This window comes from Achromobacter sp. 1012554356, assembly GCF_059760815.1.
In genome coordinates this window covers 1-22,402 of sequence record NZ_JCBANC010000059.1, presented here as the reverse complement: position 1 = coordinate 22,402, position 22,402 = coordinate 1, and the positions used below count along the sequence as shown (strand labels likewise).

Here is a 22,402-nt window from a genome sequence, read left to right as displayed (position 1 = left end):
TAATGTCTTGTCTATGACAGCCTTTGATCCGGACGCCGTCTTCCGGAAATTGACCTCGCGCCTGAAGATGCGCCACCTGATGCTGCTGCTGCAGATCGAGCAGCACGGGTCGCTGACCCGGGTGGCCGAGCACATGGCGACCAGCCAGCCCGCCGTGACCAATGCGCTGGCCGAACTGGAAAGCATGTTCGGCGTGCCCCTGTTCGACCGGTCGGTGCGGGGCATGACGCCGACGCCGATGGGCGCCGTGGTGCTGGCGCGCGCCCGCGCACTGGTCCACGACCTGGGCCATCTGGTGCAGGAAATGGAAACGGTCGCCGCTGGGCACGCCGCGCACCTGCACATCGGGGTCATTCCCTTCGTGTCGGGCCAGATGCTGTCGGCGGCGATCGGCCGCACCTTGCCGCAGGGCCGGCAACTGACCGCGACCATCCACGAGGGTCAGGGGCCGGCCCTGCTGCGCCAACTGCGCGACCACACGTTGGATGTGGTCGTCGGCTGGGCCACGCCTTCGGTCGACTTGAGCAACATCGGCTTCGAGGTCCTGTACCACCAGCAGCCGCGTCTGATCGCCAGCCGCCGGCTGGCCGCCCGGCTGGGACGGTCGCGCCTGGAATGGAACCGGCTGGCCGATCTGGACTGGATCCTCGGCACGCCGGGCAGCCCGATCCGCGAGCAAGTGGCCGACATCTTCTTGCGCGCTGGCCTGGCGCCGCCGCCGCCGTCCGTGCAAAGCGACTCGTCCAAGCTGATCGGCGAGATGATCGTGGCCAGCGACCGCGCCGTCACGATCCTGCCGGCCGACATCGCCGACGAACTGGTCCGCATCGCGGGCGCGGCCATCGTGCCGTACTCGTTTGACTGGACGCTTCCGCCGATCTCGCTGTTCACGCGCTCCGATGGATTGCGGCGCGACGTCGAGGCGCTTTTTGCGGCGGCGTTGCGCGAGGTCTATCTGAAGGGCTCGCGGCCGATGTGATGCGCCCCGGGCTGGCAGCCCGTCGTATCATGGACGCCGGACTGACCTGTGCGGCCCCCGACTCCCGGCACGGTCACGGGGCCGGTCCCTCCGGGAGGCCGTACGCTATGACGCAGGCGAACACGCAGGCTCCGCAAGCTCCTCGCCCCTGGCACCAGTTCTCCGTCGACGAGACGCTGGACATTCAGGTGACCAGTCCCGCGGGCCTTTCGCAGGACCAGATCCGGCGCAGGCAGGAAACCCACGGCCTGAACGCACTGCCCCCACCCGCCCGCCGCAGCGCCTGGCTGCGATTTCTGGGCCACTTCAATGACGTGCTGATCTACATCCTGCTGGGTGCGGCGGTGGTGACATCGCTGATGGGCCATTGGCTGGATACCGGCGTCATCCTGGCCGTGGCGGTCATCAACGCCGTCATTGGCTATGTGCAGGAAAGCCGGGCCGAACGTTCGCTGGACGGCATCCGCAATATGCTGTCGAACCATGCCCGCGTGGTGCGCGACGGGCAGAAGGAAGAAATCGACGCTCGCGACCTGGTGCCGGGCGACATCGTCATCCTGCGCCCCGGAGACAAGATCCCGGCGGATGTGCGGCTCTTCGATACGCACAATTTCCGCGTCGAGGAATCGATGCTGACGGGTGAATCCACTGTCGTCGAAAAGCACGATGCGCCACTGCCGGGTGATGCGCCGCTGGGCGACCGCCTGAACCTCGGGTTTTCGGGCACTCACGTCAGCGCGGGCAACGCGCGCGGCATCGTCGTGGCCACCGGCAGCGATACTGAAATCGGGCATATCAACCGCATGATGACGGACGTGCAGACGCTGCAGACGCCCCTCCTGCGACAGATGGAGCTGCTGGGCAAGCGCATCTTCCAGGTGGTGCTGGTGATGGTGGTGGCGCTGTTCGTGCTGGGCCGTTACGTGCTCGACATGCCGCTGTCCGACTTGCTGATGTCGTTGATCAGCATCGCCGTGGCCTCCGTGCCGGAAGGCCTGCCGGCCATCATCTCCATCATCCTGTCGCTGGGTGTGCAACGCATGGCGCGCAACCGCGCCATCATCCGCAAACTGCCCACCGTCGAAACGCTGGGCGCAATGACGGTGATCTGCTCGGACAAGACGGGCACCCTGACCATGAATGAGATGACCGCCAAGAACGTGCTGCTGGCGCAGGGCGTTTACCGCGTGTCGGGCGACAACTACCGGCCGGTCGGCGAGATCACCCGTGAATCCGACGGAACGCCCGTGGACTGGCAGCGCGAGGACGCGCTGACGCGCTTCGTGCGTGCCACGGCCATCTGCAACGACAGCCAGCTGCACGAAGATGCCGATGGGCAGTGGCGCATCGTGGGCGGCCCCACGGAAGGCGCGATGATGGTGCTGGCAACCAAGGCCGGCCAGAGCCTGGAGGGCGTCGCCAAACATGGCAAGGTGCCGTTCGATTCCAGCTACAAGTACATGGCGCGCCGCTGCGACGACCATGATCAGAATGTCATCTACGTCACCGGCGCGCCCGACGTGCTGTTCAAGCTGTGCGCGCAGGAACAGGGCGAAGCCGGGCCCCAGCCGCTGCGGCTGGACTACTGGGAGCGCGGCCTGGAGGCCTTTGCGCACCAAGGCCTGCGCACATTGGCGGCGGCGTACAAGCCCGGCACGGCGGGCGCCACGGCGCTGGACCATCCGGACTTTCAGGACGGGCTGGTGTTGCTGGGCGTGGCCGGCATCATGGACCCACCCCGTCCCGAGGCCATCGAGGCCATCGCGCAGTGCAACCAGGCAGGGATCCGCGTGAAGATGATCACGGGCGATCACCCCGAGACCGCGCTGGCGATCGGCGCCATGCTGGGCATGACGCATGTGCGCGAGGCGGTGACCGGCGCCCAGCTGCAGCAGATCGGCGACGATCAGCTCGCCGCGCTCGCGCGCGACCACGATATCTTTGCCCGCACCAGCCCCGAGCACAAGCTGCGCCTGGTGCGTGCGTTGCAAACCATGGGCGAAGTGGTCGGCATGACGGGGGATGGCGTGAACGACGCGCCCGCGCTCAAGCAGGCGGACGTGGGGGTGGCCATGGGCATCAAGGGCACCGAGGTCACGAAAGAGGCCGCCGACATGGTGCTGGCGGACGACAACTTCGCCTCCATTGCCTATGCCGTGCGCGAAGGCCGCCGCGTCTACGACAACCTGAAGAAGACGATCCTGTTCATTCTGCCGACCAACCTGGCGCAGGGACTGCTGGTCATCGTGGCGCTGCTGGCCGGCGCACAGGCGCCGCTGACGCCGCTGCAAATCCTGTGGATGAACATGGCGACCTCCATCACGCTGGCCTTCGGCCTGGCGTTTGAACCGGCCGAACCGGGCATGATGCAGCGCCGGCCGCGCGATCCCGCGAAATCGATCCTGGACGGCTTCGCCATCTGGCGCATCGCGTTCGTGGGGCTGCTCTTCACCACGTCCGCCTTCATCATCGAAAAGAGCCTGATTGCTGCCGGGCGCGATCCAGACTTCATCCGCACTGTCATTCTGCAGACGCTGGTGACGGCGCAATGGACCTATCTGTTCAACTGCCGGCTGCAGGACCGGTGGCCGATCACGCTCAGCATGTTCCGCAACAAGGCGCTGTGGCTGGTCACGATCCTGCTGGGCCTGCTGCAATGCGCACTGATCTACCTGCCCGCGATGAACCAAGTCTTCGGCACCGTACCGCTGCCGCCGGAGTACTGGACGCTGACGCTGGTGGCGGCCGGCGTGCTCTTTTGCGTGGTTGAGGTCGAGAAGCTGGTGCTGCGTACGTGGCGCGCGCGAGGGAACGCCTCCGCACAAAAATGCCAACAAATGTAAAGGCCTCGGCCGCGCGGCCGTGCGCCCTCCTATACTTGCGCCCGCCAAGTTTCACAGGAGGGCCCGCCGCTTGTTCACCATCTCGCCAACCCTTGCGAGCCGCCGCGCGCTTTGCCTGCTGGGGCTCGCCGCGCTGGCCGCGCTTTCAGGCTGCAGTTCGATGCTGGGAGAAGGCACGGGCGCTGCGGCCGGTATCGCCGGCACGGCCATCGCCAACAAGGTGACGGACAACGCCACGGTGGCCACGGGCATCGGCCTGGGCGTGCAGGCCGGCGCGAAGGCCGCGCTGGCCTATGCGCAGCGCCAGACGCGCGGCGAAGAGCAGGACGCGATCGCCAAGGCGGCCGGCGCGCTTGCGGTGGGCAAGGTCGCAAGCTGGAACGTCAAGCATGCGTTGCCGATCGAGGACGACGCGCGCGGCCAGGTCACCGTGAGCCGGCTGATCGGCGGCGGAGACCTTCAATGCAAGGAAGTGGTGTTCTCAGTGGACACGCCCGCCGGCAAGGCGGGCGCCGATCCCGAACGCGAGTTCTACGTCACGACAGTCTGCCGTGACGGCGAAAACTGGCGCTGGGCCAGCGCCGAACCGGCGACCGCCCGCTGGGGTTCGCTGCAGTGACGCGCGCGTTTGGCATGCTGGCGCTGGCCGCCAGCCTGGCGCTCGCGGGCTGCCAGAGCTCCTCGATCGGTCCCGCCACGGGCGCGGTAGTCGGCACGCTGAGCGGCGCAGCCACGGCCAATCCCGTTGCTGGCTTTGCAATTGGCGTGACGGTGCAGGCCGTGGTGGATGCCACGGTGAAGTACGTACTGCGCGAATGGAAGAACGACCAGCAGAACGTCATGGCCAATACGGTCGGCGCGCTGCCCATCGGCGAAGTCCGGCAGTGGCAGATCAAGCGCACCCTGCCGGTGGGCAACGAGCGCGGCAGCATCCAGGCGGTGCGCGACATCGACACGCCGCTGGCGCATTGCCGCGAAGTGCTGTTCACGGTGGAGGTGGAAGGCGCCGCCCCCGCCTATGCCAGCACGATCTGCCAGCGCCGGGACGGGCAATGGAAGTGGGCCTCGGCCGAACCGTCGGTGGCGCGCTGGACAGGGCTGCAATAGCAGGCTTGATCGCGGCAAGCGCGGCGGGCGATACTGGACCGGCCTTTTTCCGCCTCGTCCATTGCCATGCCCGCTGGCCAGTTCCACATGCAACGCAGCGCCATCCCCGGCGTGCAGGCCGTATCGGCCCGCAGCGGGCATGCGTTCGCGCGGCACACGCATGAGCAGTTCGGCATCGGGGTGATGCGCGCGGGCGCCCAGGTATCGCATAGCGGACGCGGCCAGGTCGAGGCCGGACCGGGTTACGTCATCACGGTCAATCCGGGCGAAGTCCATGACGGCGCGCCGATCGGGGACGGTGAACGCGCCTGGCAGATGCTGTATCTGGACTCCGGCGTGGTCGCCGCCTGCACCGCAGACATCGCGGGCGACGGCCCGCCGACGCTTGACGACGCGGGCGTGCTGTTCCCGACGTTGCGCTATGCGTTCGAGCACCCTGCCCGCAACCAGCCGGATCTGGCGGGCTGCGTCCTCGCGCTTTACACGCAGGTCACCGCCGGCGCGTCGAGGCTGGCCTGCGATGCACTCCTGTTGCGCGTTCTGGCGCAGGCGGGCGGCCCGCGCGGCGCGGCCATGGCCCCGCCCGATCGCGATGGCATCCCGGCGTCACTGCGCCATGCGATTGCGCTGATCGACGACGACCCGGCCGCCGCGTTGTCGCTGGCCGATCTGGCCGGCGCCAGCGACCTCTCCCGCTACCAGGTGCTGCGCGCCTTCTCGCGCGCCACGGGGCTGACCCCGCATGCCTACCAGATGCAGCGCCGTCTGCTGCTGGCGCGCCTCCTGATCCGCCAGGGCATGGCGCTGGCCGGCGCGGCCGCGTCAGCCGGTTTTTCCGATCAGAGCCACATGACGCGGCTCTTTGTCCGCGCCTACGGCGTGTCGCCGCACCGGTACGCGTTGGCTACCGGCAACTGATCCGCCTTTCCTGCAATTTCATTCAAGACCGGCGCCGCGCCCGCACGTAGCCTGAGCTTTTCCACAGGAAAGGCATGCGATGGCCATCAGCAAACAGCAGCTCGGTTATCTCTATCTGGCGACGGCCATGGTGCTGGTCGGCAGCACCGTGACCGCCAGCAAGATCATTGGCGCGGCCCTGCCGCCCTTCACCGCGACCGCGCTGCGCTTTGCCATCGCGCTGCCCTGTTTCGCGCTGCTGATGGCGGTATCGGGCGCGCGCCTGCCCCGGCTCGACCGGCGCGACTGGCTGCTGCTGACAGTGCAGGCCGTTGCCGGCAGCGTCGGGTACACGACCCTGCTCATCGCGGGACTGCAACGCACCTCCGCGGTGGACGGCGGGATCATTCTTGGGACGCTCCCGCTGGTCACCGCCGCCATCGCCGTGCTGTTGCTGGGCGAGCGGCCGGGCAAACCGGCCGTGGCCGCGATTGCCCTGGCGGCGTTTGGCGTGTGGCTGATGTCGGGCGACGTGGCTGAACCGGATGCGCAAGGCTCTCTGGCAGGCAACGCGCTGATCGTGGGCGCCGTCGCCTGCGAAGGGCTCTTCATCCTGCTGAACAAGCGCCTGCGAACGCCGGTCGCGCCGCTTGCCCTGTCGACGGTGATGGCGGCGTTCGGCTTGGCGTTCTCGGCGGCGGCCAGCCTGATGGAGGCGCCGTGGACGCTGGCCTTCACGCCGGACGCGGTCGCGGCGATCGCGTATTACGCGCTGATGCCCACGGTGGGCGGGTTTTTGCTCTGGTATGCGGGCGCGGCGCGCGTGCCCGGCTCGGAGGCGGCGCTGTTCACGGCGCTGGCGCCGTTATCCGCGGTGATGCTGGCGGCCGGCCTGCTGGGCGAACCGCTGTCGGCCATGCAGATTGCCGGCATGGGCTGCGTGCTCGGCGCGGTCATGTTGCTGGGCGGGACGCGGCGCAGCGGGCCGGCCGCACCTACCCGCGGCTGAAGGCCAGCGCAAATTCATCCGAAAAGATATCGGCCAGCGCGTGGCGCAATGCCGCGGCGCGTTCGACGCCGTACGCGGCCTCGAAACGATTCTGCGCGTCCTTCCACAAGCGGCGTGATTCCGCCAGCTTGGCGCGGCCGGTCTCGGTAAGTTCGACCCGGCGGCTGCGGCCGTCCAGCGGGTCGCGCATCATGTGCACATACCCGTCGCGCTGCAAAGGCTTGAGGTTGTGGGCCAGCGCGGACCGGTCCAGCACCATCGCGCGGGCCAGATCGGTCATCGAGGGCGACCCCGCGCGCGCAATGTGCACCAGGATCGAATGCTGCGACACCTTCAGGCCGCAGGGCGCGAGCACGGTGTCGTAGAGCTGGGACACGCGGCGCGTCGCCTTGCGCAGCGCAGCGCCGTTACAGACGAGCGGATCCGGGGGAACGGCGGAGCCGAGGAGCGAGGCGTCGGACATGGCGACCAAAGAAGGAAAATCGGCGGGCAAGGTCATAACGCTACCGCCGGGGCAGGCTCGCGTCCAGCCCGTTATTGACAGATATTGGCATATGCACGTAAATTTTGCCGATCACGTCCTCCGGCCCTTCCCATGCCAGCGACCGTTTCGCCACGTCCCGCCAATGCGCGCTTGCACGCGATGCTGCATGGTCCCATCGCACCCACCCTGGCGCGGCTGGCGTGGCCCAACATCCTGATGATGCTGGCGCAATCGTCCACCGGCCTGATCGAGACCTGGTTTCTGGCGCGGCTGGGCACGCCGGTGCTGGCCGGCGTGGCGCTCGTCGTGCCGGTCCTGATGCTGATGCAGAACATGTCGCAGGGCGCGATGGGCGGCGGGATTTCCGCGGCGGTGGCGCGCGCCCTGGGCGGCGGCCGGCAACAAGAGGCCGACCAGCTCGTGCTGCACGCGGTCGTGCTGAACGCCTTGCTGGGTCTCGCCTTCTGCGTGCTGCTGCTGGTCTCCGGTCCCGCGCTGTACCGCGCGCTGGGCGCCGAGGGCGAAGCGCTCGATGCCGCGCTGGCGTATTCCAACGTGATCTTCGGCGGCATCATCCTGATGTGGCTGATGAATGCCTTTGCCAGCGCCATTCGCGGCACCGGCAACATGCTGGTGCCAGGCGCGGTCATCTGCGGCGGCGCCCTGCTGCTGATTCCCCTGTCGCCGTGCCTGATCTTCGGATGGGGCCCGTTCCCCGCGCTGGGCGTGGCGGGCGGGGGCTGGGCGCTGGTGATCTATTACGCCGTCGGCACGCTGATCCTGGGCGCCTATTGCGCAAGCGGACGCAATGCGGCACGGCTCGTCGCCAGCCGGCTGCACGGGGCGCTGATGCGCAACATCCTGAGCGTGGGCGCGCTGGCCACCATCAATCCGCTCATGACCAACGCGCTGGTGGCGTTGACTGCCGCGCTGGTAGGCGCCTACGCGGGCGAGGCGGCGGTGGCGGGCTACGGGGTGGCGGTGCGGCTGGAATACCTGCTGATGCCGATCGCGTTCGGGCTGGGCGCGCCCATGGTGGCGATGGTGGGTTCCAACATCGGCGCCGGCCAGCCCGAGCGCGCCCTGCGCATCGCCTTGACGGGTGGGGCGATGGCCTTCGTGCTGGCCGAAGCAATCGGGCTGACGGCGGCGTTTTTCCCCGAAGCGTGGCTGCGCCTGTTCGGCGCGCAGGATCACATGCTGGAGGCGGGCGCCGGCTATCTGCGCATCGTGGGTCCGGTGTACGGCTTCTTTGCGCTGGGGTTCTCGCTGTACTTCGCGTCGCAGGGCGCGGGAAGGCTGAAGTGGCCGCTGACGGCGGGATTTCTGCGGCTCTTGATCGGCATCGGCGCGGGCGGCATCGCGCTGCACGTGACCGGTTCGCTGACGGTGTTCTTCGTGATCTCGGCCGTGGCGATGTGCGTCTACGGCCTGATCATCCTGGCCGCCGTCGCGTCGGGCTCGTGGTTCGACCGCGGCCACCTGCCAGGGCGCCGGCTGTTCGCACGGTGACGCGCGCAGGGGCGTCGGGGACCGGGTCCACGGGCGTTTGGGCCGCATCGCCGGGCGGCGCGTCGCGCAACGCATAGGCCACCAGGTCCGCCGCGTACGCAGGAAGGTCGTCGCGCACGCACAGCACCAGATCGCGTGACGCCCAGGGGTCCGCCAGCGCCACCCGGCTTACCCCCGCCGCGCGGCCATAGCGCACGGCCGCCGCGCGCGGCACGATGGCCACGCCGACGCCCTGCCCCACCATGCGGCAAACGGCATCGAAACTGCGTAGCCGCACGCGATAGGACAGCGCCTTGCCGCTGCGGCGCGCGTGATGCGCAATGTGCTCCTGCAGCGCGCTGCCCTGCACCAGCCCCACGAATTCAAACCCGGCCACGTCCTCCAGCAGCACCTGCGGCTGCGCGGCGAGCGGATGGCCGCGCGGAACGATCAGCGTCAGCGGATCATGACGGAAGATGCGCGTGCGCAGGCCGTGCAGATCGGCCGAGTCCGCCAGCACACCGATGTCGCACGCGCCGGTCCGCAGTGCGTCGGCGATCTCGTGGCTGAGGCGCTCTTCGAGATCGACGGAAATATGCGGATGGTCCTTGAGAAAGGCGCCCAGCACGGGCGGCAGGTATTCGCTGAGCGCCGTCGTGTTGCACAGCACGCGCACGTGGCCCTTGAGCCCGGCCCCGTAATGATCCAGCTCGCCGCGCATGCGGTCGATCTGGCCCAGCACCAGCCGCGCGTGGTGAACCAGCGTGCGTCCGGCGGGCGTGATCTGCACGCCGCGCGGCTCGCGCACCAGCAGCGGCACGCCCAACGCGTCTTCCATGCCGCGGATGCGCTCGCTGGCCGACGCCAGCGTCATGTGCGACCGGCCCGCGCCCGCCGTGATGGAGCCGGTTTCGTGCACGTTCAGGAAAAGGCGTAGGTCGGTCAGGTCAAAGCGCATGGAAAAAAGCGTAGCACGCGAGCCTCAGGCGTATCCATAGCCTGGGTATGACAGATCCCGATAGGCGCGGGCAGGCGAGCGCAGCAGAATGCGTCCATACCCACCCAGAAAGGCGGAAACCATGAACATTTCACTCTTGCGCACCCGTGCCGCGTGCTGGCCGGGCCTGGCGTTGGTCGCACTAGCGCTGCACGCCTCAGGCGTGGCCGAAGCGAACTCCGGGCTTGGCGGCCCCATCACGCCCGCCCAGCAATTTGCGCTGGCGCTGGAAGCCCAGACGCAGGGCGACCATGGCGCGATGCTGACGTGGCTGCGCGCCGCCGCGCGCGCCGACCACCAGCCCGCCCAGCGGATGCTGGGCATGGTGCTGATCGGCGGTCCGGCGTTGTATGGCCCGTCGCTGCCCGCCGACCTGTGCGAGGGGCGCGCGTGGCTGCTGCGCGCCGCCCGCCAGAACGAAGGCCCGTCGCAGGATGTGGCCTACGCCCTATTCGGCCGCCCCAAGGACGCGCTGACCGCGCACTGTGAGCCCGCATGAATCTTCTTGATCCCGCTCTGCTCGCGGCCGTTGTCGCCGTCTTCGTCCTGGCCGGCGTGGTCAAGGGCGTGGTCGGGCTGGGCCTGCCCACCATTTCGATGGCATTGCTGGCGCTGGTGATGGCGCCGGCGCAAGCCGCGGCGCTGCTGATCGTGCCGTCGCTCATCACCAACCTGTGGCAGGCGTTGCCGTGGGTCACGATGCGGACGGTCCTGCGCCGGATCGCCGGCATGCAGGCCGGCGTCTGCGCCGGCACGGTGGCGGGCGCGCTGTGGCTGGGTCCGCCCTCGGGCGAATGGGCCGGCATTTGCCTGGGACTGGCGCTGGTGGCCTACGCCGCCTGGGGGCTGTTTGGCACGCCGCCCACGGTGCTGCCACGGCATGAGCCATGGGTCGGCATCGCGGTCGGCACGGTCACCGGCGTCATCACGGCGGCCACCGGCGTCTTCGTCATCCCGGCCGTGCCCTATCTGCAAGCCCTGAAACTGGACAAGGACGCGCTCATCCAGGCCATGGGGATTTCCTTCACGGTGTCGACCGTGGCGCTGGCCGCGGGACTGTGGCTGAACGGCGGCTACACGGCAGGCGCCGCCAGTGCGTCGCTCCTGATGCTGCTGCCGGCGCTGGCCGGGATGGCGCTGGGACAGCGGCTGCGCAATCGGCTGTCGCCGCGCACGTTCAAGCTGTGCTTCATGATCAGCCTGGCGCTGCTGGGCGCCTACCAGGCCGGGCGCGGGCTGTTGGGGAGCTAGGCAGCCAAGCGGCTTGCGTCGACAGTGCCGATCGACACCGACATCTCGCGCCAACGCGCCAGCTCCTGCTGCACCGACTGGATCTTGCTGCGCGCCTGGTCGAAGGAATCGCGGCCCAGGAACAGATGCAGCGGCGCGTACTGCGCCTCGGCGGCCTGGATCAGCGCCTGCGCCGCCTTGACCGGATCGCCGCCCTGGTCCCAGCCCTGCACGCCGCGCGCGGCGAGTTCCGGGGATTCCTCGGCATCGGCCGCGCGCATCGCGCCCGGATAGACGAGCGAAACCCGGATGCCCAGCGGCGCGGCCTCCGCGGCCAGGGATTCGGTCAGCCCGCTGACGGCAAACTTGGCGGCGCTATACGCGCCCCATTCCGGCGCGCGGCCATCGAAGCCAAGGATCGACGAGATATTGAACACATGCCCGCCGCGCTGCGCACGCAGGCGCGGCATGACCGCGCGGATGACGTTCAGCACCCCAAACACGTGGGTATCGAACGTGCCGCGCAATTGCGCGTCCGACAAACGGTCTAGCGCGCCTTGCACGCCCTGCCCGGCGCCGTTCACCACGACGTCGATGCCGCCAAATGCTGCCGCCGTGGCGTCCACCGCGCGGCGCACCGCGCGCTCGTCGGCCAGGTTGACCGTCAAGGGCAGGAACCGGCCTTCCAGCTTGGCGCCCACCGCTTCCAGCAACGCATCGCCATCGCCCGACGTGGCCGCGACCTTATGCCCCTGCTCCAGCAGCATTTTGACCAGCGTGACACCCAGCCCCGCCGACACGTCCGTCACCAACCAGATTTTTTCGGTATTCATGCGATTCCCTTTCCGTGCTTGCGGCCCCGGCAAGATGCCTGGCCGCCCGGCCGATGCCCCGCGCTCCGCAGAGCCACGGCCGGCGCGGCCCTGGACAGGATAGTAAGAATCGGCCGCGCGGGCGTACAGGCAGGATCTTGCGTGAAACCTGCCTATTTCTACGGCAATGCGATATGGCGGATAATCCGTCTGTTTGCCGCCGCCACGCGCGGCGGGTCACTGCGGGGCTTTTATCCCGCTGCTTTCGGAGTCAGCTATGTATCGCGGCATTGAGGCGATCGAACACTTCATGGAATCCATCGGCCTGACCTGGCAGCCCGGCCGCGTCGCGCGCGCCGAACTGCGCGTCAGCTACCGCATCGGCAATACCCGCCCGCTGGGCATCGACCGGACGCTGGTGGAATTCCACTGCGACGCCAAACGGGCAAAGGTGTGGGTGCCGGAGTTTTCGCGCACCAGTTTCCACCAATGGTTCGAAGTCCCGTACCAGGACTTCGAGTACACGCCCGGCGGGTCCATGCTGAAGATCAAGGCCGCCGCGCGCGGCAACGCGCCACCCTACAGCGTGGGCATCAAGCCGCTGGCCTGATCGCCCCGCCCGGAACGCCGGTCATAGCTGCTTGTACATGATCGTCGTTCCATCCACCTTGGCCGGGTCGAGCGGATCGCGCGCAAAGCCCGGAATCACCCCCACCGTCTGATAGCCCAGCGACGCATACAGCGGCTCGGCTGAATCGCCCGTGCGCGTGTCCAGCGTGAGCAGGCTGCGATGCAGGCGGCGCGCCATGTCCTCGACTTCGCGCATCAGCCGGCGCGCGATGCCCAGGCGGCGGAAATCCGGATGCACCAGCAGCTTGCGCACCTCGGCGCGGTGCGGCTGGTTGGGCGGTGTGTCGACATCCAGCTGCACAGACCCGGCCACCCGCCCGTCCACGCGCGCCACCCACAGCTTGACCGCCTCGCTCTCGACGCCCGGCAGCACCTTGCGGCGCCAGAACGCCTGCGCGTCGTCATGCGTGTACGGCAGCACGAAGCTGACGCTGGCCCCGCCCTGCACACACGCGTGCAGCAAGGTGGCCAGTTCGGGGATGGCGGCCGAGGCGGCGTCGGCCGTCAGCAGCGTCAATTCAAGATTTGCAGGGGTCATGGAAAGGCTCAGACGATGAAAAGCAGGTAGCGGGCGCCGCTGTGCGGCGGGGTGACGAAGGCGCTGGCGCCGAATAGCTGGTAGCGCAGGCAGTCGCCGGGCAGCAGGCGATGCCCTTGCCCATCCACCGTGACGGAAAGCTCGCCGTCCAGCATCAGCAGATGGTGTTCAAGGCCTGGTCTCGGGGAGTGGTCGTAACGGATGCTGGCGTCGGCGGCCAATTCGCAGGCCAGCACCTCGCCCGCCAGGCGCTGCGACGGCGGCGACACCGAACGGCGTCGAAAACCCACGCTGTCATCCACCCACAACGCCTGCTCGGCTTCGGGCACGCGGGCGGCAAAGTCGTCCTCGACCATCAGCATGAGGCGCGACATGGTCATGCCATGGGCGGCGCAGAGCTTGCCCAGCACGCTGGCGGTGGGACTGACCTCGCCGTTCTCAAGCCGGGAAAGCGTGGCGCGGCTGATGCCGGCGCGGCCGGCCAGATCGTCCAGCGACCAGCCCCGGTCCTGGCGCAGCGTTTTAAGCCGGGCGGCCAGGCGAAGATCCAGCCGGGCGTCGGCGGTGGCGTTTGCTTGTTCCATATGCGGGAATTTATCCCAGATATGAAAACGCGTCGACCGCGTGGTTTCCCCGATGCGCAATCCGTTCGCCCGCCGGACACTACGAGCGACCCGCGCCGGATTCGGCACAATAGCGGTCATGCACTTGGGCAAACTCCTCTACATGACCATCTTTTGCGCGTTGACCTCCGGTTGCTCCCTTCCCTCGCTCGACAAGCGCAGCGTGTCGCAGGGGCTTACCGATGAGGAAGCCGGGGCCACGCCGCTGGGCCAGGCGATCGCCCCGCTGGCCGCCGCGCATCCCGGCAAGTCCGGCATCCACGCCCTCGCCCATCCCCTGGACGCCTTTGCCGCCCGCATGATGCTGGCGCGCGCGGCCGAGCGCAGCCTGGACGTGCAGTACTACATCTGGCACGACGACATGACGGGCATCATGCTGTTCGAGGCGCTGCACGAGGCAGCCGACCGCGGCGTGCGCGTGCGCCTCCTGCTGGACGACAACGGCACGGCGGGACTGGACCGGACGCTGTCCGCGCTGGACGGGCATCCGAACATCGAGGTGCGGCTCTATAACCCCTTCACGCTGCGCTGGCCCAAGCCGCTCGGTTACCTGACGGACTTCAACCGGCTGAATCGCCGGATGCACAACAAATCGTTCACCGCCGACAACCAGGCCACCATCGTCGGCGGCCGCAACATCGGCGACGAGTACTTTGGCGCCACCGACGGCGTGCTGTTCAGGGACATGGACGTGCTGGCCATCGGCGCTGCCGTCAGCGACGTGTCGGCCGACTTCGACCGCTACTGGCGCAGCGATTCCGCCTATCCGGTGGCAGGCATCGTCCGCAAGGCTGCGTCGAACGAACTGGAAGAACTGGAGGCGGACGCGACCGCCGTCGAACAATCGCCCGAGGCTGCGGCCTATGCGCAGGCCATGCGCGACCTGCCCTTCATCCGGCAATTGCTGCGTGGCGAACTGCCGCTGGAATGGTCACGCACCCGCATGGTCAGCGACGATCCCGGCAAGACGCTGGGCACCGCGCCGCGCGAGGCGATGCTGCCGCACCAGTTGCACGAGATCGTGGGCGAGCCGGCGAAGGAACTGCTGCTGGTGTCGCCCTATTTCGTACCCACCGCCGCGGGCACGCAGGCATTCGCCAAGATGGCGCGCAACGGCGTCAAGGTCAGGGTGCTGACCAACGCGCTGGAAGCCACCGACGTGGCAGTCGTGCATTCGGGCTACGCCAAGCGCCGCAAGGACCTGCTGGCCGCCGGCGTCGAGCTCTACGAAATGAAGCGCGCGGTGCAGGGCGTCGAGCGCAACAAGAGCATGGGCCCCTTCGGCAGTTCCGGCTCCAGCCTGCACGCCAAGACCTTCGCGGTGGATGGCGAGCGCGTCTTCGTCGGGTCATTCAATTTCGATCCCCGTTCAGCGCGCTTGAACACCGAACTGGGCTTCGTGATCGACAGCCCGGCGCTGGCCCGGGGCATCGAGAAATCCTTTGACGAGGAACTGCCCCGCACCGCCTACCGGGTCAAGCTGGACGAAATGGGCAAGCTTTACTGGCTGGAAGAGCGCGACGGCCACACGCTGCGCCACGACCGCGAGCCGGGCGCCAGCCTGCTGCAGCGCGCGACGGTGTGGGTGGCGTCGCTGCTGCCGCTGGAGCCGCTGCTGTAGGGGTGCAATGATCGGAATCCGCAACAAGCGGAGTGGCCCGTTTTTCCGCAAGGCGTAGACTGGACGCAGCTTTATTTGCACCGGTTTTCCATTCAACGACCATGACCACGACGCCCGCCGACGCCCTGCTCGCCCAGCAGGATTGGACCCGCGCCGCCGCCGACCTCGACGCGCACGGCAACGCCATCCTGCCCGCGTTGTTGACGCCTGCGCAATGCAACGGGCTGTCGGACGCCTACGACCTCCATGATCCCTACCGAAGCCGGATCGTGATGGCGCGCCACGGATTCGGCCGCGGCGAATACAAGTATTTCCGCTACCCATTGCCTGACCTGCTTGCCCGCCTGCGCGGCGCGCTTTATATCCAACTGGCGCCCATCGCCAACCGGTGGAACCGGCAGATGGGTATCGCCGTGCAGTATCCGGCGGACCACGCGGATTTTCTTGCGCGCTGCCATGCGGCCGGCCAGCGCCGGCCGACGCCGTTGATCCTGCAGTATGGGCCGGGCGACTTCAACTGCCTGCACCAGGACCTGTATGGCGAGCACGTGTTTCCGCTGCAGGTGGCGGTACTGCTGTCCGCGCCCGGCACGGATTTCACGGGCGGTGAATTCGTCATGACGGAAACCGGCAGCCGCGAGCAGCGCGCCGACGTGCTGCCGCTGCAACAGGGCGATGCGCTGATCTTCACGGTGAACCAGCGCCCGGTTCCCGGCGTGCGCGGGTGGCGCAAGGTGGCCATGCGCCACGGTGTGAGCGAACTGCGGTCGGGACAGCGCCACACGCTGGGCATCATCTTTCACGACGCGGTGTGACATGACCCTGGATCTATTCGGCGGCGACGATCCCGCCCAGCAGGGCCGCGTGATACTCGGCCCGCAATCGGTGGTGCTGCGCGGCTTTGCGCTGCCGACCGTGGACGCACTGCTGGCCGGCGTGGACGACGTGACCGCGCAGTCGCCGTTCCGGCACATGGAGACGCCCGGCGGCTACACGATGTCGGTGGCGTTGACCAATTGCGGCGAGCTCGGTTGGACGACGGACGCCCGCGGCTATCGCTACAGCCGCATCGATCCGGTGTCCGGTCAGCCCTGGCCGGCGATGCCGCAGGCCTTCATGCAATTGGCGCGGGACGCGGCGCGGGAAGCCGGCTTTCCGGACTTCGAGCCGGATGCGTGCCTGGTCAACCGCTACGAACCCGGCTCGCGTCTGTCGCTGCACCAGGACCGCAACGAGCGCGATTTCGGCGCGCCCATCGTGTCGGTGTCGCTGGGCATGCCGGCGATGTTTCTGTTCGGGGGAGACGACCGCGCCGATCGCGCGGCGCGGGTGCCGCTATTTCACGGCGACGTGGTGGTGTGGGGCGGCGTGGACCGCCTGCGGTTTCATGGGGTGATGCCGCTGAAGGACCTGCCGCATCCGCGGTTGGGCAGCCGGCGCATCAACTTCACGATTCGCAAGGCGGGCTAGGGGCGCGCGGCCCGTATTGATCACGCAGCACGCAACTGCACACGCGGGAAATCCACCGGCACGTCGAACGCCACATTCACGTAGTTGGTGAAGAGGTTCAACGCCACATGCGCCAGGATCTCGACGATCTGCTCGTCATTGAAGCCGGCCGCGCGCACCGCCGCCACGTCGGTGTCGGCCACCTGGCCGTGCTGGCGCACCAGCTTCAGCGCAAAATCCAGCGCCGCGGCGGTCTGCGGATCGTCGGCGCGGCCGGCCTGGGCCGCGGCCATCTGTTCGGCGCTGGCGCCGGCCTTGCGGCCCAGCGCGGTGTGCGCGGCCAGGCAGTATTCGCAGCGGTTGCGGTCGGCAACGGCGACGGCGATCTTTTCCGTCAGTTGCGGGGGCAGCACGCCACCGCCCAGGGCACCGAACGCGCCCCACATGCTTTTCAGGGCGGCGGGCGAGTTCGCGACCGCGCGGAACATGTTGGGGGTCGCGCCGAAGGCGCCGTGGATCTGGTCAAGCAGCGCCTTGCTGGCAGCGGGAGCAACGGAGGAGTCGATGAGTTGAACGCGGGACATGATGTTTCCTTTCAGTGAGTTGATTCGGTCGTTGTGGGAAAGGCGCCGGTTGGTTTCCTGCTGCCTTTGCGCCAGTATGGGCGGCTCAGGAGTAATATTGGGCACCTATCGTCCACGATTCATATCTATTCGTCCAAGACGCCATGACGCCCTCGCTTGACCGTCTGTCCGCCCTGCTCGACCGGTTCCGCGTGCGGGCGCAGCTGTTCCATGCCGGCCCGCTGTGCGGCCTGAACCGGTTCGCGCCCGAACCCGGGCGCGCCTTCCTGCATGTGCTGCGGCGCGGGGACATGGAGGTTGCGCACCGGGCCGGCAGCGGTCTGCCCCGCCGGCTGCGCGTGGCCGAGCCGACGCTGCTGTTTTACGCACGCCCGGTCCACCATGAATTCCACAACCCGCCCGAGGACGGCTCGGACTTCACCTGCGCCACGCTGCATTTCGAAGGCGGCGACCACCATCCGCTAGTGCGCGCGCTCCCGCCACTGATCGCGTTGCCGCTGGCGCGCGTCGGCGGACTGGAGCAGGCGCTGGCGTTGCTGTTCGCCGAAACCGAACAGGTGCGATGCGGGCAGCGCCTGCTGGCGGACCGCCTGTTTGAAGTGGTGCTGATCCAGCTGTTGCGCTGGCTGATCGACCATCCTGCCGAGGCGGGCATACAGATCGGGTTGATGACGGGTCTTGCCGAACCGCGGCTGGCGCGCGCCCTGGTCGCCATGCACGAGCAGCCTGGCGCGGCGTGGTCGCTGGCGGCGCTGGCCGCCCGCGCGGGGATGTCGCGCAGCGCCTTTGCCGCCGCGTTCAAGAACGTGGTCGGCCAGCCGCCGGCGGACTATCTGGCCGACTGGCGCCTGACGCTGGCGCAGTCGCGCTTGCGGGAAGGCATCGCCGTCAAGACGATCGCCGCCGAGCTGGGCTACGCCAATGCTTCAGCCCTGTCGCGCATCTTCAGCCAGAAGCTGGGCGCGTCCCCGCGGCAATGGCTGGATGCGCGCGCTGGGGAAGGCTGACCGCAGGCGTTGGCGACGCGTCCGTCCAACATGAGGGTTCACCATGTCTGGCGGCGGCCGCGCAGCGGCCCTACTATTGCGCACCCCTCAGGCCCAACCCGTCGGACTGCCATGCCTACCCGCACTGCCCTCGCCCTGCTTTGCACCCTGACCTGCGCGTCCGTTCTGGCGGCCACTCCGCCCGACATCGTCGAGAACTCGCTGGGCATGACGTTCGTGCGCGTGCCGGCGGGCACATTTCAGATGGGCAGCGACGAAGATCCCGCCACGCTGGCCGCCGCTTATCCGCACTATCCTTCCGATCGCTACGCCCAGCTCTTTGACGAAGCGCCGGTGCACACCGTTCGCATCACGCGGCCGTTCTATCTGGAACGCACCGAAGTCACCGTGGGCCAGTTCCGGCGATTCATCGAAGCGTCCGGCTACGTGCCGGAGTCCGAAGCCGATGGCACCGGCGGCTACGGCTACAACGCCGCGTACGACCCGGAAACATCCGCGTCAGGCGACGCGTTCGAAGGCCGCGACCGCCGGTATTCCTGGCGCAATCCGGGATTTGCGCAGGGCGACGATCACCCCGTGGTGAACATCAGCTGGAACGACGCGCAGGCGCTGGCGCAGTGGCTGACCAAGACGGAAGGCCGCGTGTACCGCCTACCCACCGAAGCCGAATGGGAATATGCCTGCCGCGCCGGCACGCGCACCCGCTACCAGAACGGCGACGATCCGGCCGCGATGCCGGACGTGGGCAACGGCTTTGATGCCGACGCCAGCCCGTTGTGGCCGAAATGGCAGACTTTCGCCTCGCCGCGCCACGACGGCAACACCTTCACCGCGCCGGTCGCCAGCTATGCGCCCAACGCATTCGGACTTTACGACATGCACGGCAACGCCTGGGAATGGGTCGCGGACTGGTACGGCGAGGACTACTACGCCAATTCGCCAACCGACGATCCGCAGGGCCCGGCCGCCGGCAACGTGCGCGTGCGGCGCGGCGGCTCGTGGCATACGTGGGCGCTGTACACGCGCTCGTCGTACCGCAACTGGAACACGCAGGAAACGCGCTATCCGCTGGTCGGCCTGCGCCTCTTGCGCGAGGCCGACGCCGCCGACTGACGTAAAAGACTTCCCGGTGGGTTAGCATGGCCGCACGATCCATTTGAAGAGAATCCTGACATGCACACGCTGGGCCGTCTCGTCCTGCTTGTAAACGACTACGACACCGCCATCGCCTTCTACCGGGACAAGCTCGGGATGGAGGTGTCTGTCGACATGCCTGTCGGCCAGCAGCGCTATGTGCATCTGCGTCTGCACGATCAGCCCTCGGTGGGCATGTGGCTGCTGCAAGCGCAGACACAGGCGCAGCGCGATCGCGTGGGCGACCAGACCGGCGGCCAGCCGGTCGGCGTGTTCTACACGGACGACGTGCTGCGCGATCACGCGCACTTTTCGGCCAAGGGCGTGCGCTTCACGCGCGAACCCGTGCACGAAGAGACCGCCGCCTACGCCCACTTCATCGACCTGTACGGCAACGAGTTCGTGCTGGTCCAGTTGAAGCAGCCGGCGTAACAGCCGGACCCGGTGATGGCCTTCGATGCGACCCGCAAAGATTGGATCCGGCGCGCCGCGCCGTCCAGCCGGGTCGAACGCATCGAAGCGTATTTCGGCGGCCACGGCTACGACATGCACCGCCACGATACCTACGCCATCGGCCGCACGCTTGCCGGCGTACAGAGTTTTCATTACCGGCGCGGCATGCGGCACAGCCTGCCGGGCGGCACCATCGTGCTGCATCCCGACGAAGCGCATGATGGCCAGGCCGGCACCGACGCGGGCTTTCACTACCGGATGATCTACGTGGAGCCGGCGCTGATCCAGCAGATCCTGGGCGGCCGCGCGCTACCGTTCATCCGCGACGGCATCAGCGCCGATCCGCGGCTGTACGCGGCCAGCGGCGCGCTGCTCCCGGCCACGGGGCAGGACATCGACCCGCTGCAGGAAGACGACGCGTTGTATGAACTGGCGCACGCGCTGAGCGCCGCCGCGGGCCGCCGGACGGGCCGGCGCGCACCCGACTACATCGCCGCCGAACGCGCGCGGCACTACATCCATGCGTCGCTGGATCAGCCAATTCTGCTGGACGATCTGGCGCGCGCTGCGGGCACGGATCGCTGGAGCCTGTCACGCGATTTCCGCGCGCTGTTCGGCACCAGCCCGTACCGCTACGTGATGCTGCGGCGCCTGGACCTGGCGCGCCGGCTGATTGCGGCGGGTACGCCGCTGGCGCAGGCCGCCGCAGACGCCGGCTTCACCGATCAAAGTCACCTCACGCGCCGCCATGTGCAGGCTTACGGCATGGCGCCGGACCGCTGGCGGCGGATGCTGAACGGCTGACACGCGGCGCCGGCGGCGCATCGGCAAAACCTGCTCGATCGTACAAGACGGCACGCCCAGCGCCGCCGTATCGTGAGGCTTTCCATCCTCAAGAGCCTGCCATGTCCGTTCCCGCCTCCATCAATCTTGCAGCCAAGCTGGCCCTGATTAACGACCACTGGATGCCCAAGGTCATCGCGGAGATGAACGACTACCAGTTCAAGCTCGTCAAGCTGAAAGGCGATTTTGTCTGGCACTCGCACGCCGATACAGACGAGACGTTCATCGTCATCGCCGGCCATCTGCGAATCGCACTACGTGACGGCGAGATTGCGCTGGGTCCCGGCGAAATGACGGTGATACCCAAGGGCGTGGAACACAAGCCCTGTGCGCCGCAGGAAGTGCAGCTCATGCTGATCGAGCCGCGCGGCGTCGCGAACACCGGCGACGAAGGCGGCCCGCGCCGCGCGCCCAACGACGTGTGGATCTGATCGGCGGCGTTTGCTAACGTGTCGCCCACAGTGAATCCCCAACAGGAGGAAACCATGTCCAAAGTCATGCTGGTCACCGGCGGCAGCCGCGGCATCGGGGCCGCCGTCGCCAAACTGGCCGCGCGCCGCGGCTACGCGGTCGGCGTCAACTACCACGCCAATGCCGGCGCCGCGCAGGCGGTGGTGGACGAGATCGTCCGCGGCGGCGGCAAGGCCGTTGCGATTCAGGCGGATGTCGCCCAGGAAGACCAGGTACTGCGCATGTTCCGCACGCTGGACGAGCATCTGGGCCGCATCGACGCGCTGGTCAACAATGCCGGCATCCTGGAAAAGCAGATGCGTGTGGAGGACATGGACGCCGCCCGGCTGCACCGGGTGCTGTCCACCAATGTCGTCGGCGCGTTCATATGCGCGCGCGAAGCCGTGCGGCGGATGTCGCCGCGCCTCGGCGGCCAGGGCGGCGCCATCGTCAACGTGTCGTCGGCTGCCGCGCGGTTGGGATCACCCAACGAATACGTGGACTACGCCGCGTCCAAGGGTGCAATGGACACACTGACCATCGGGCTTTCCAAGGAAGTCGCGCCCGAAGGCATCCGGGTGAACGGCGTGCGCCCCGGCACGATCTACACCGAGATGCACGCCAGCGGCGGCGAGCCGGGCCGGGTGGACCGGCTGAAAAGCGTCATTCCGCTGCGCCGCGGGGGCACGGTGGAAGAAGTGGCCGGGGCGGTGATGTGGCTGTTCTCGGACGAGGCCAACTATACCAGTGGCTCGTTCATCGAGGTGTCGGGCGGCAGTTGACGGGCCTCCAGGCAAGACGCCGCCGGGGAGATCCTGGTCCGGTGTCTGACACCCGCTGAGACACCGCCGCAAACCGGAGAGCATCTCCCTAGGGTGTCAGACACCTGCGCCACACAGCACGCGGCGAGCGCACGCTGGTCCGGTGTCTGACACCCGCTGAGACACCGCCGCAGACCGGAGAGCATCTCCCTAGGGTGTCAGACACCTGCGCCGCACAGGACGCGGCGAGCGCACGCTGGTCCGGTGTCTGACACCCGCTGAGACACCGCCGCAGACCGGAGAGCATCTCCCTAGGGTGTCAGACACCTGCGCCACACAGGACGCGGCGAGCGCACGCTGGTCCGGTGTCTGACACCCGCTGAGACACCGCCGCAGACCGGAGAGCATCTCCCCAGGGTGTCAGACACCTGCGCCGCACAGGACGCGGCGAGCGCACACT

At 68.1% G+C, this 22,402-nt stretch carries 25 protein-coding genes; 19 read left to right on the top strand and 6 right to left on the bottom strand.

What is annotated here, in order from left to right; all coding sequences use genetic code 11:
* Positions 1-13: 13 nt before the first annotated feature.
* The 6 genes from AC6LJW_RS23970 to AC6LJW_RS23945 all read left to right on the top strand — a co-directional run bounded on the left by AC6LJW_RS23970 (position 14) and on the right by AC6LJW_RS23945 (position 6,835).
* On the top strand, positions 14-979 hold the full coding sequence (locus AC6LJW_RS23970; protein WP_056558271.1) for a LysR substrate-binding domain-containing protein: 966 nt from the start codon (positions 14-16) through the stop codon (positions 977-979).
* Between the two features lie 107 nt (positions 980-1,086).
* Positions 1,087-3,822, top strand: coding sequence for a cation-transporting P-type ATPase (locus AC6LJW_RS23965; protein WP_498088439.1), 2,736 nt, complete (start codon positions 1,087-1,089; stop codon positions 3,820-3,822).
* 70 nt (positions 3,823-3,892) lie between these two features.
* On the top strand, positions 3,893-4,441 hold the full coding sequence (locus AC6LJW_RS23960; protein ID WP_056558275.1) for a hypothetical protein: 549 nt from the start codon (positions 3,893-3,895) through the stop codon (positions 4,439-4,441).
* Complete coding sequence (locus AC6LJW_RS23955; protein WP_313701041.1) at positions 4,438-4,929, top strand: hypothetical protein; 492 nt, start codon at positions 4,438-4,440, stop codon at positions 4,927-4,929. Before AC6LJW_RS23960 ends, AC6LJW_RS23955 begins: the two co-directional genes overlap by 4 nt.
* A gap of 66 nt (positions 4,930-4,995) precedes the next feature.
* Positions 4,996-5,847, top strand: coding sequence for an AraC family transcriptional regulator (locus tag AC6LJW_RS23950; protein WP_498088438.1), 852 nt, complete (start codon positions 4,996-4,998; stop codon positions 5,845-5,847).
* Positions 5,848-5,926: 79 nt separating this feature from the next.
* Positions 5,927-6,835, top strand: coding sequence for a DMT family transporter (locus AC6LJW_RS23945; RefSeq protein WP_498088437.1), 909 nt, complete (start codon positions 5,927-5,929; stop codon positions 6,833-6,835).
* Here AC6LJW_RS23945 and AC6LJW_RS23940 read toward each other — a convergent pair.
* Positions 6,822-7,298: a MarR family winged helix-turn-helix transcriptional regulator gene (locus tag AC6LJW_RS23940; protein ID WP_056566150.1), complete on the bottom strand. Its 477-nt coding sequence runs from the start codon at positions 7,296-7,298 to the stop codon at positions 6,822-6,824. The genes AC6LJW_RS23945 and AC6LJW_RS23940 overlap by 14 nt on opposite strands.
* A 132-nt stretch (positions 7,299-7,430) precedes the next feature.
* Here AC6LJW_RS23940 and AC6LJW_RS23935 point away from each other — a divergent pair, with 132 nt between their 5' ends.
* Positions 7,431-8,831, top strand: a complete 1,401-nt coding sequence (locus tag AC6LJW_RS23935; protein ID WP_498088436.1) for an MATE family efflux transporter — start codon at positions 7,431-7,433, stop codon at positions 8,829-8,831.
* Here AC6LJW_RS23935 and AC6LJW_RS23930 read toward each other — a convergent pair.
* Positions 8,755-9,768, bottom strand: coding sequence for a LysR family transcriptional regulator (locus tag AC6LJW_RS23930; RefSeq protein ID WP_427984372.1), 1,014 nt, complete (start codon positions 9,766-9,768; stop codon positions 8,755-8,757). The two genes, AC6LJW_RS23935 and AC6LJW_RS23930, sit on opposite strands and share 77 nt — an antisense overlap.
* A 121-nt stretch (positions 9,769-9,889) precedes the next feature.
* Between AC6LJW_RS23930 and AC6LJW_RS23925 the strand changes: the two genes are divergently transcribed.
* Both AC6LJW_RS23925 and AC6LJW_RS23920 read left to right on the top strand, forming a co-directional pair.
* The gene (locus AC6LJW_RS23925) at positions 9,890-10,306 is read left to right on the top strand and encodes an SEL1-like repeat protein (RefSeq protein WP_056558294.1); all 417 of its coding nucleotides are present in this window, start codon (positions 9,890-9,892) and stop codon (positions 10,304-10,306) included.
* A complete protein-coding gene (locus AC6LJW_RS23920) occupies positions 10,303-11,058 on the top strand; it encodes a sulfite exporter TauE/SafE family protein (RefSeq protein ID WP_056558297.1) in 756 nt (251 codons plus the stop codon). The genes AC6LJW_RS23925 and AC6LJW_RS23920 overlap by 4 nt, the downstream gene beginning before the upstream one ends.
* On the opposite strand, the gene AC6LJW_RS23915 is transcribed toward AC6LJW_RS23920, so the two are convergent.
* Positions 11,055-11,870, bottom strand: a complete 816-nt coding sequence (locus AC6LJW_RS23915) for an SDR family NAD(P)-dependent oxidoreductase (RefSeq protein WP_498088435.1) — start codon at positions 11,868-11,870, stop codon at positions 11,055-11,057. The two genes, AC6LJW_RS23920 and AC6LJW_RS23915, sit on opposite strands and share 4 nt — an antisense overlap.
* A gap of 256 nt (positions 11,871-12,126) precedes the next feature.
* Between AC6LJW_RS23915 and AC6LJW_RS23910 the strand changes: the two genes are divergently transcribed.
* Complete coding sequence (locus AC6LJW_RS23910) at positions 12,127-12,459, top strand: hypothetical protein (RefSeq protein ID WP_427984369.1); 333 nt, start codon at positions 12,127-12,129, stop codon at positions 12,457-12,459.
* A 21-nt stretch (positions 12,460-12,480) separates the two neighbouring features.
* Here AC6LJW_RS23910 and AC6LJW_RS23905 read toward each other — a convergent pair whose 3' ends face one another.
* A complete protein-coding gene (locus AC6LJW_RS23905) occupies positions 12,481-13,017 on the bottom strand; it encodes a GNAT family N-acetyltransferase (protein WP_498088434.1) in 537 nt (178 codons plus the stop codon).
* An 8-nt stretch (positions 13,018-13,025) separates the two neighbouring features.
* On the bottom strand, positions 13,026-13,601 hold the full coding sequence (locus AC6LJW_RS23900) for a helix-turn-helix domain-containing protein (protein WP_498088433.1): 576 nt from the start codon (positions 13,599-13,601) through the stop codon (positions 13,026-13,028).
* A gap of 118 nt (positions 13,602-13,719) precedes the next feature.
* On the opposite strand from AC6LJW_RS23900, the gene AC6LJW_RS23895 reads away from it, so the two are divergent.
* From AC6LJW_RS23895 to alkB, 3 genes are all read left to right on the top strand, one after another.
* Positions 13,720-15,261, top strand: coding sequence for a phospholipase D family protein (locus AC6LJW_RS23895; RefSeq protein ID WP_498088432.1), 1,542 nt, complete (start codon positions 13,720-13,722; stop codon positions 15,259-15,261).
* A 101-nt stretch (positions 15,262-15,362) separates the two neighbouring features.
* Positions 15,363-16,076: a 2OG-Fe(II) oxygenase gene (locus AC6LJW_RS23890; RefSeq protein ID WP_082578727.1), complete on the top strand. Its 714-nt coding sequence runs from the start codon at positions 15,363-15,365 to the stop codon at positions 16,074-16,076.
* Position 16,077: 1 nt separating this feature from the next.
* Entirely contained in the window at positions 16,078-16,731 is a 654-nt protein-coding gene (alkB, locus tag AC6LJW_RS23885) for a DNA oxidative demethylase AlkB (RefSeq protein ID WP_498088431.1), read from the top strand.
* Between the two features lie 20 nt (positions 16,732-16,751).
* Here the strand turns inward: alkB and AC6LJW_RS23880 are convergent, their stop codons facing one another.
* A complete protein-coding gene (locus tag AC6LJW_RS23880) occupies positions 16,752-17,294 on the bottom strand; it encodes a carboxymuconolactone decarboxylase family protein (RefSeq protein ID WP_056558312.1) in 543 nt (180 codons plus the stop codon).
* A gap of 143 nt (positions 17,295-17,437) precedes the next feature.
* Here AC6LJW_RS23880 and AC6LJW_RS23875 point away from each other — a divergent pair, with 143 nt between their 5' ends.
* The 6 genes from AC6LJW_RS23875 to AC6LJW_RS23850 all read left to right on the top strand — a co-directional run bounded on the left by AC6LJW_RS23875 (position 17,438) and on the right by AC6LJW_RS23850 (position 21,963).
* The gene (locus AC6LJW_RS23875) at positions 17,438-18,301 is read left to right on the top strand and encodes an AraC family transcriptional regulator (protein WP_498088430.1); all 864 of its coding nucleotides are present in this window, start codon (positions 17,438-17,440) and stop codon (positions 18,299-18,301) included.
* A 111-nt stretch (positions 18,302-18,412) separates the two neighbouring features.
* Positions 18,413-19,414 carry a formylglycine-generating enzyme family protein gene (locus AC6LJW_RS23870; RefSeq protein WP_498088429.1) on the top strand — a complete coding sequence of 334 codons (1,002 nt, stop codon included), beginning with the start codon at positions 18,413-18,415 and terminating at the stop codon, positions 19,412-19,414.
* Positions 19,415-19,474: 60 nt separating this feature from the next.
* Positions 19,475-19,867 carry a VOC family protein gene (locus AC6LJW_RS23865; RefSeq protein ID WP_056558318.1) on the top strand — a complete coding sequence of 131 codons (393 nt, stop codon included), beginning with the start codon at positions 19,475-19,477 and terminating at the stop codon, positions 19,865-19,867.
* A gap of 15 nt (positions 19,868-19,882) precedes the next feature.
* On the top strand, positions 19,883-20,692 hold the full coding sequence (locus AC6LJW_RS23860; protein ID WP_498088428.1) for an AraC family transcriptional regulator: 810 nt from the start codon (positions 19,883-19,885) through the stop codon (positions 20,690-20,692).
* Positions 20,693-20,793: 101 nt separating this feature from the next.
* Positions 20,794-21,162, top strand: coding sequence for a cupin domain-containing protein (locus AC6LJW_RS23855; protein ID WP_498088427.1), 369 nt, complete (start codon positions 20,794-20,796; stop codon positions 21,160-21,162).
* Between the two features lie 54 nt (positions 21,163-21,216).
* Positions 21,217-21,963, top strand: coding sequence for an SDR family oxidoreductase (locus tag AC6LJW_RS23850; protein WP_498088426.1), 747 nt, complete (start codon positions 21,217-21,219; stop codon positions 21,961-21,963).
* Positions 21,964-22,402: the final 439 nt, after the last annotated feature.

Excerpts from the sequence above, each read along its gene's own strand:
- AC6LJW_RS23870 (WP_498088429.1), top strand. The coding sequence starts at position 18,413 with ATGCCTACCCGCACTGCCCTCGCCCTGCTTTGCACCCTGACCTGCGCG.
- AC6LJW_RS23895 (WP_498088432.1), top strand. The coding sequence starts at position 13,720 with ATGCACTTGGGCAAACTCCTCTACATGACCATCTTTTGCGCGTTGACC.
- AC6LJW_RS23970 (WP_056558271.1), top strand. The coding sequence starts at position 14 with ATGACAGCCTTTGATCCGGACGCCGTCTTCCGGAAATTGACCTCGCGC.
- AC6LJW_RS23930 (WP_427984372.1), bottom strand. The coding sequence starts at position 9,768 with ATGCGCTTTGACCTGACCGACCTACGCCTTTTCCTGAACGTGCACGAA.
- AC6LJW_RS23875 (WP_498088430.1), top strand. The coding sequence starts at position 17,438 with ATGACGCCCTCGCTTGACCGTCTGTCCGCCCTGCTCGACCGGTTCCGC.
- AC6LJW_RS23915 (WP_498088435.1), bottom strand. The coding sequence starts at position 11,870 with ATGAATACCGAAAAAATCTGGTTGGTGACGGACGTGTCGGCGGGGCTG.
- AC6LJW_RS23860 (WP_498088428.1), top strand. The coding sequence starts at position 19,883 with ATGGCCTTCGATGCGACCCGCAAAGATTGGATCCGGCGCGCCGCGCCG.
- AC6LJW_RS23910 (WP_427984369.1), top strand. The coding sequence starts at position 12,127 with ATGTATCGCGGCATTGAGGCGATCGAACACTTCATGGAATCCATCGGC.
- AC6LJW_RS23850 (WP_498088426.1), top strand. The coding sequence starts at position 21,217 with ATGTCCAAAGTCATGCTGGTCACCGGCGGCAGCCGCGGCATCGGGGCC.
- AC6LJW_RS23945 (WP_498088437.1), top strand. The coding sequence starts at position 5,927 with ATGGCCATCAGCAAACAGCAGCTCGGTTATCTCTATCTGGCGACGGCC.
- AC6LJW_RS23865 (WP_056558318.1), top strand. The coding sequence starts at position 19,475 with ATGCACACGCTGGGCCGTCTCGTCCTGCTTGTAAACGACTACGACACC.
- AC6LJW_RS23905 (WP_498088434.1), bottom strand. The coding sequence starts at position 13,017 with ATGACCCCTGCAAATCTTGAATTGACGCTGCTGACGGCCGACGCCGCC.
- AC6LJW_RS23855 (WP_498088427.1), top strand. The coding sequence starts at position 20,794 with ATGTCCGTTCCCGCCTCCATCAATCTTGCAGCCAAGCTGGCCCTGATT.
- AC6LJW_RS23920 (WP_056558297.1), top strand. The coding sequence starts at position 10,303 with ATGAATCTTCTTGATCCCGCTCTGCTCGCGGCCGTTGTCGCCGTCTTC.
- AC6LJW_RS23925 (WP_056558294.1), top strand. The coding sequence starts at position 9,890 with ATGAACATTTCACTCTTGCGCACCCGTGCCGCGTGCTGGCCGGGCCTG.
- AC6LJW_RS23935 (WP_498088436.1), top strand. The coding sequence starts at position 7,431 with ATGCCAGCGACCGTTTCGCCACGTCCCGCCAATGCGCGCTTGCACGCG.
- AC6LJW_RS23880 (WP_056558312.1), bottom strand. The coding sequence starts at position 17,294 with ATGTCCCGCGTTCAACTCATCGACTCCTCCGTTGCTCCCGCTGCCAGC.
- AC6LJW_RS23890 (WP_082578727.1), top strand. The coding sequence starts at position 15,363 with ATGACCACGACGCCCGCCGACGCCCTGCTCGCCCAGCAGGATTGGACC.
- AC6LJW_RS23950 (WP_498088438.1), top strand. The coding sequence starts at position 4,996 with ATGCCCGCTGGCCAGTTCCACATGCAACGCAGCGCCATCCCCGGCGTG.
- AC6LJW_RS23900 (WP_498088433.1), bottom strand. The coding sequence starts at position 13,601 with ATGGAACAAGCAAACGCCACCGCCGACGCCCGGCTGGATCTTCGCCTG.
- alkB (WP_498088431.1), top strand. The coding sequence starts at position 16,078 with ATGACCCTGGATCTATTCGGCGGCGACGATCCCGCCCAGCAGGGCCGC.
- AC6LJW_RS23940 (WP_056566150.1), bottom strand. The coding sequence starts at position 7,298 with ATGTCCGACGCCTCGCTCCTCGGCTCCGCCGTTCCCCCGGATCCGCTC.
- AC6LJW_RS23965 (WP_498088439.1), top strand. The coding sequence starts at position 1,087 with ATGACGCAGGCGAACACGCAGGCTCCGCAAGCTCCTCGCCCCTGGCAC.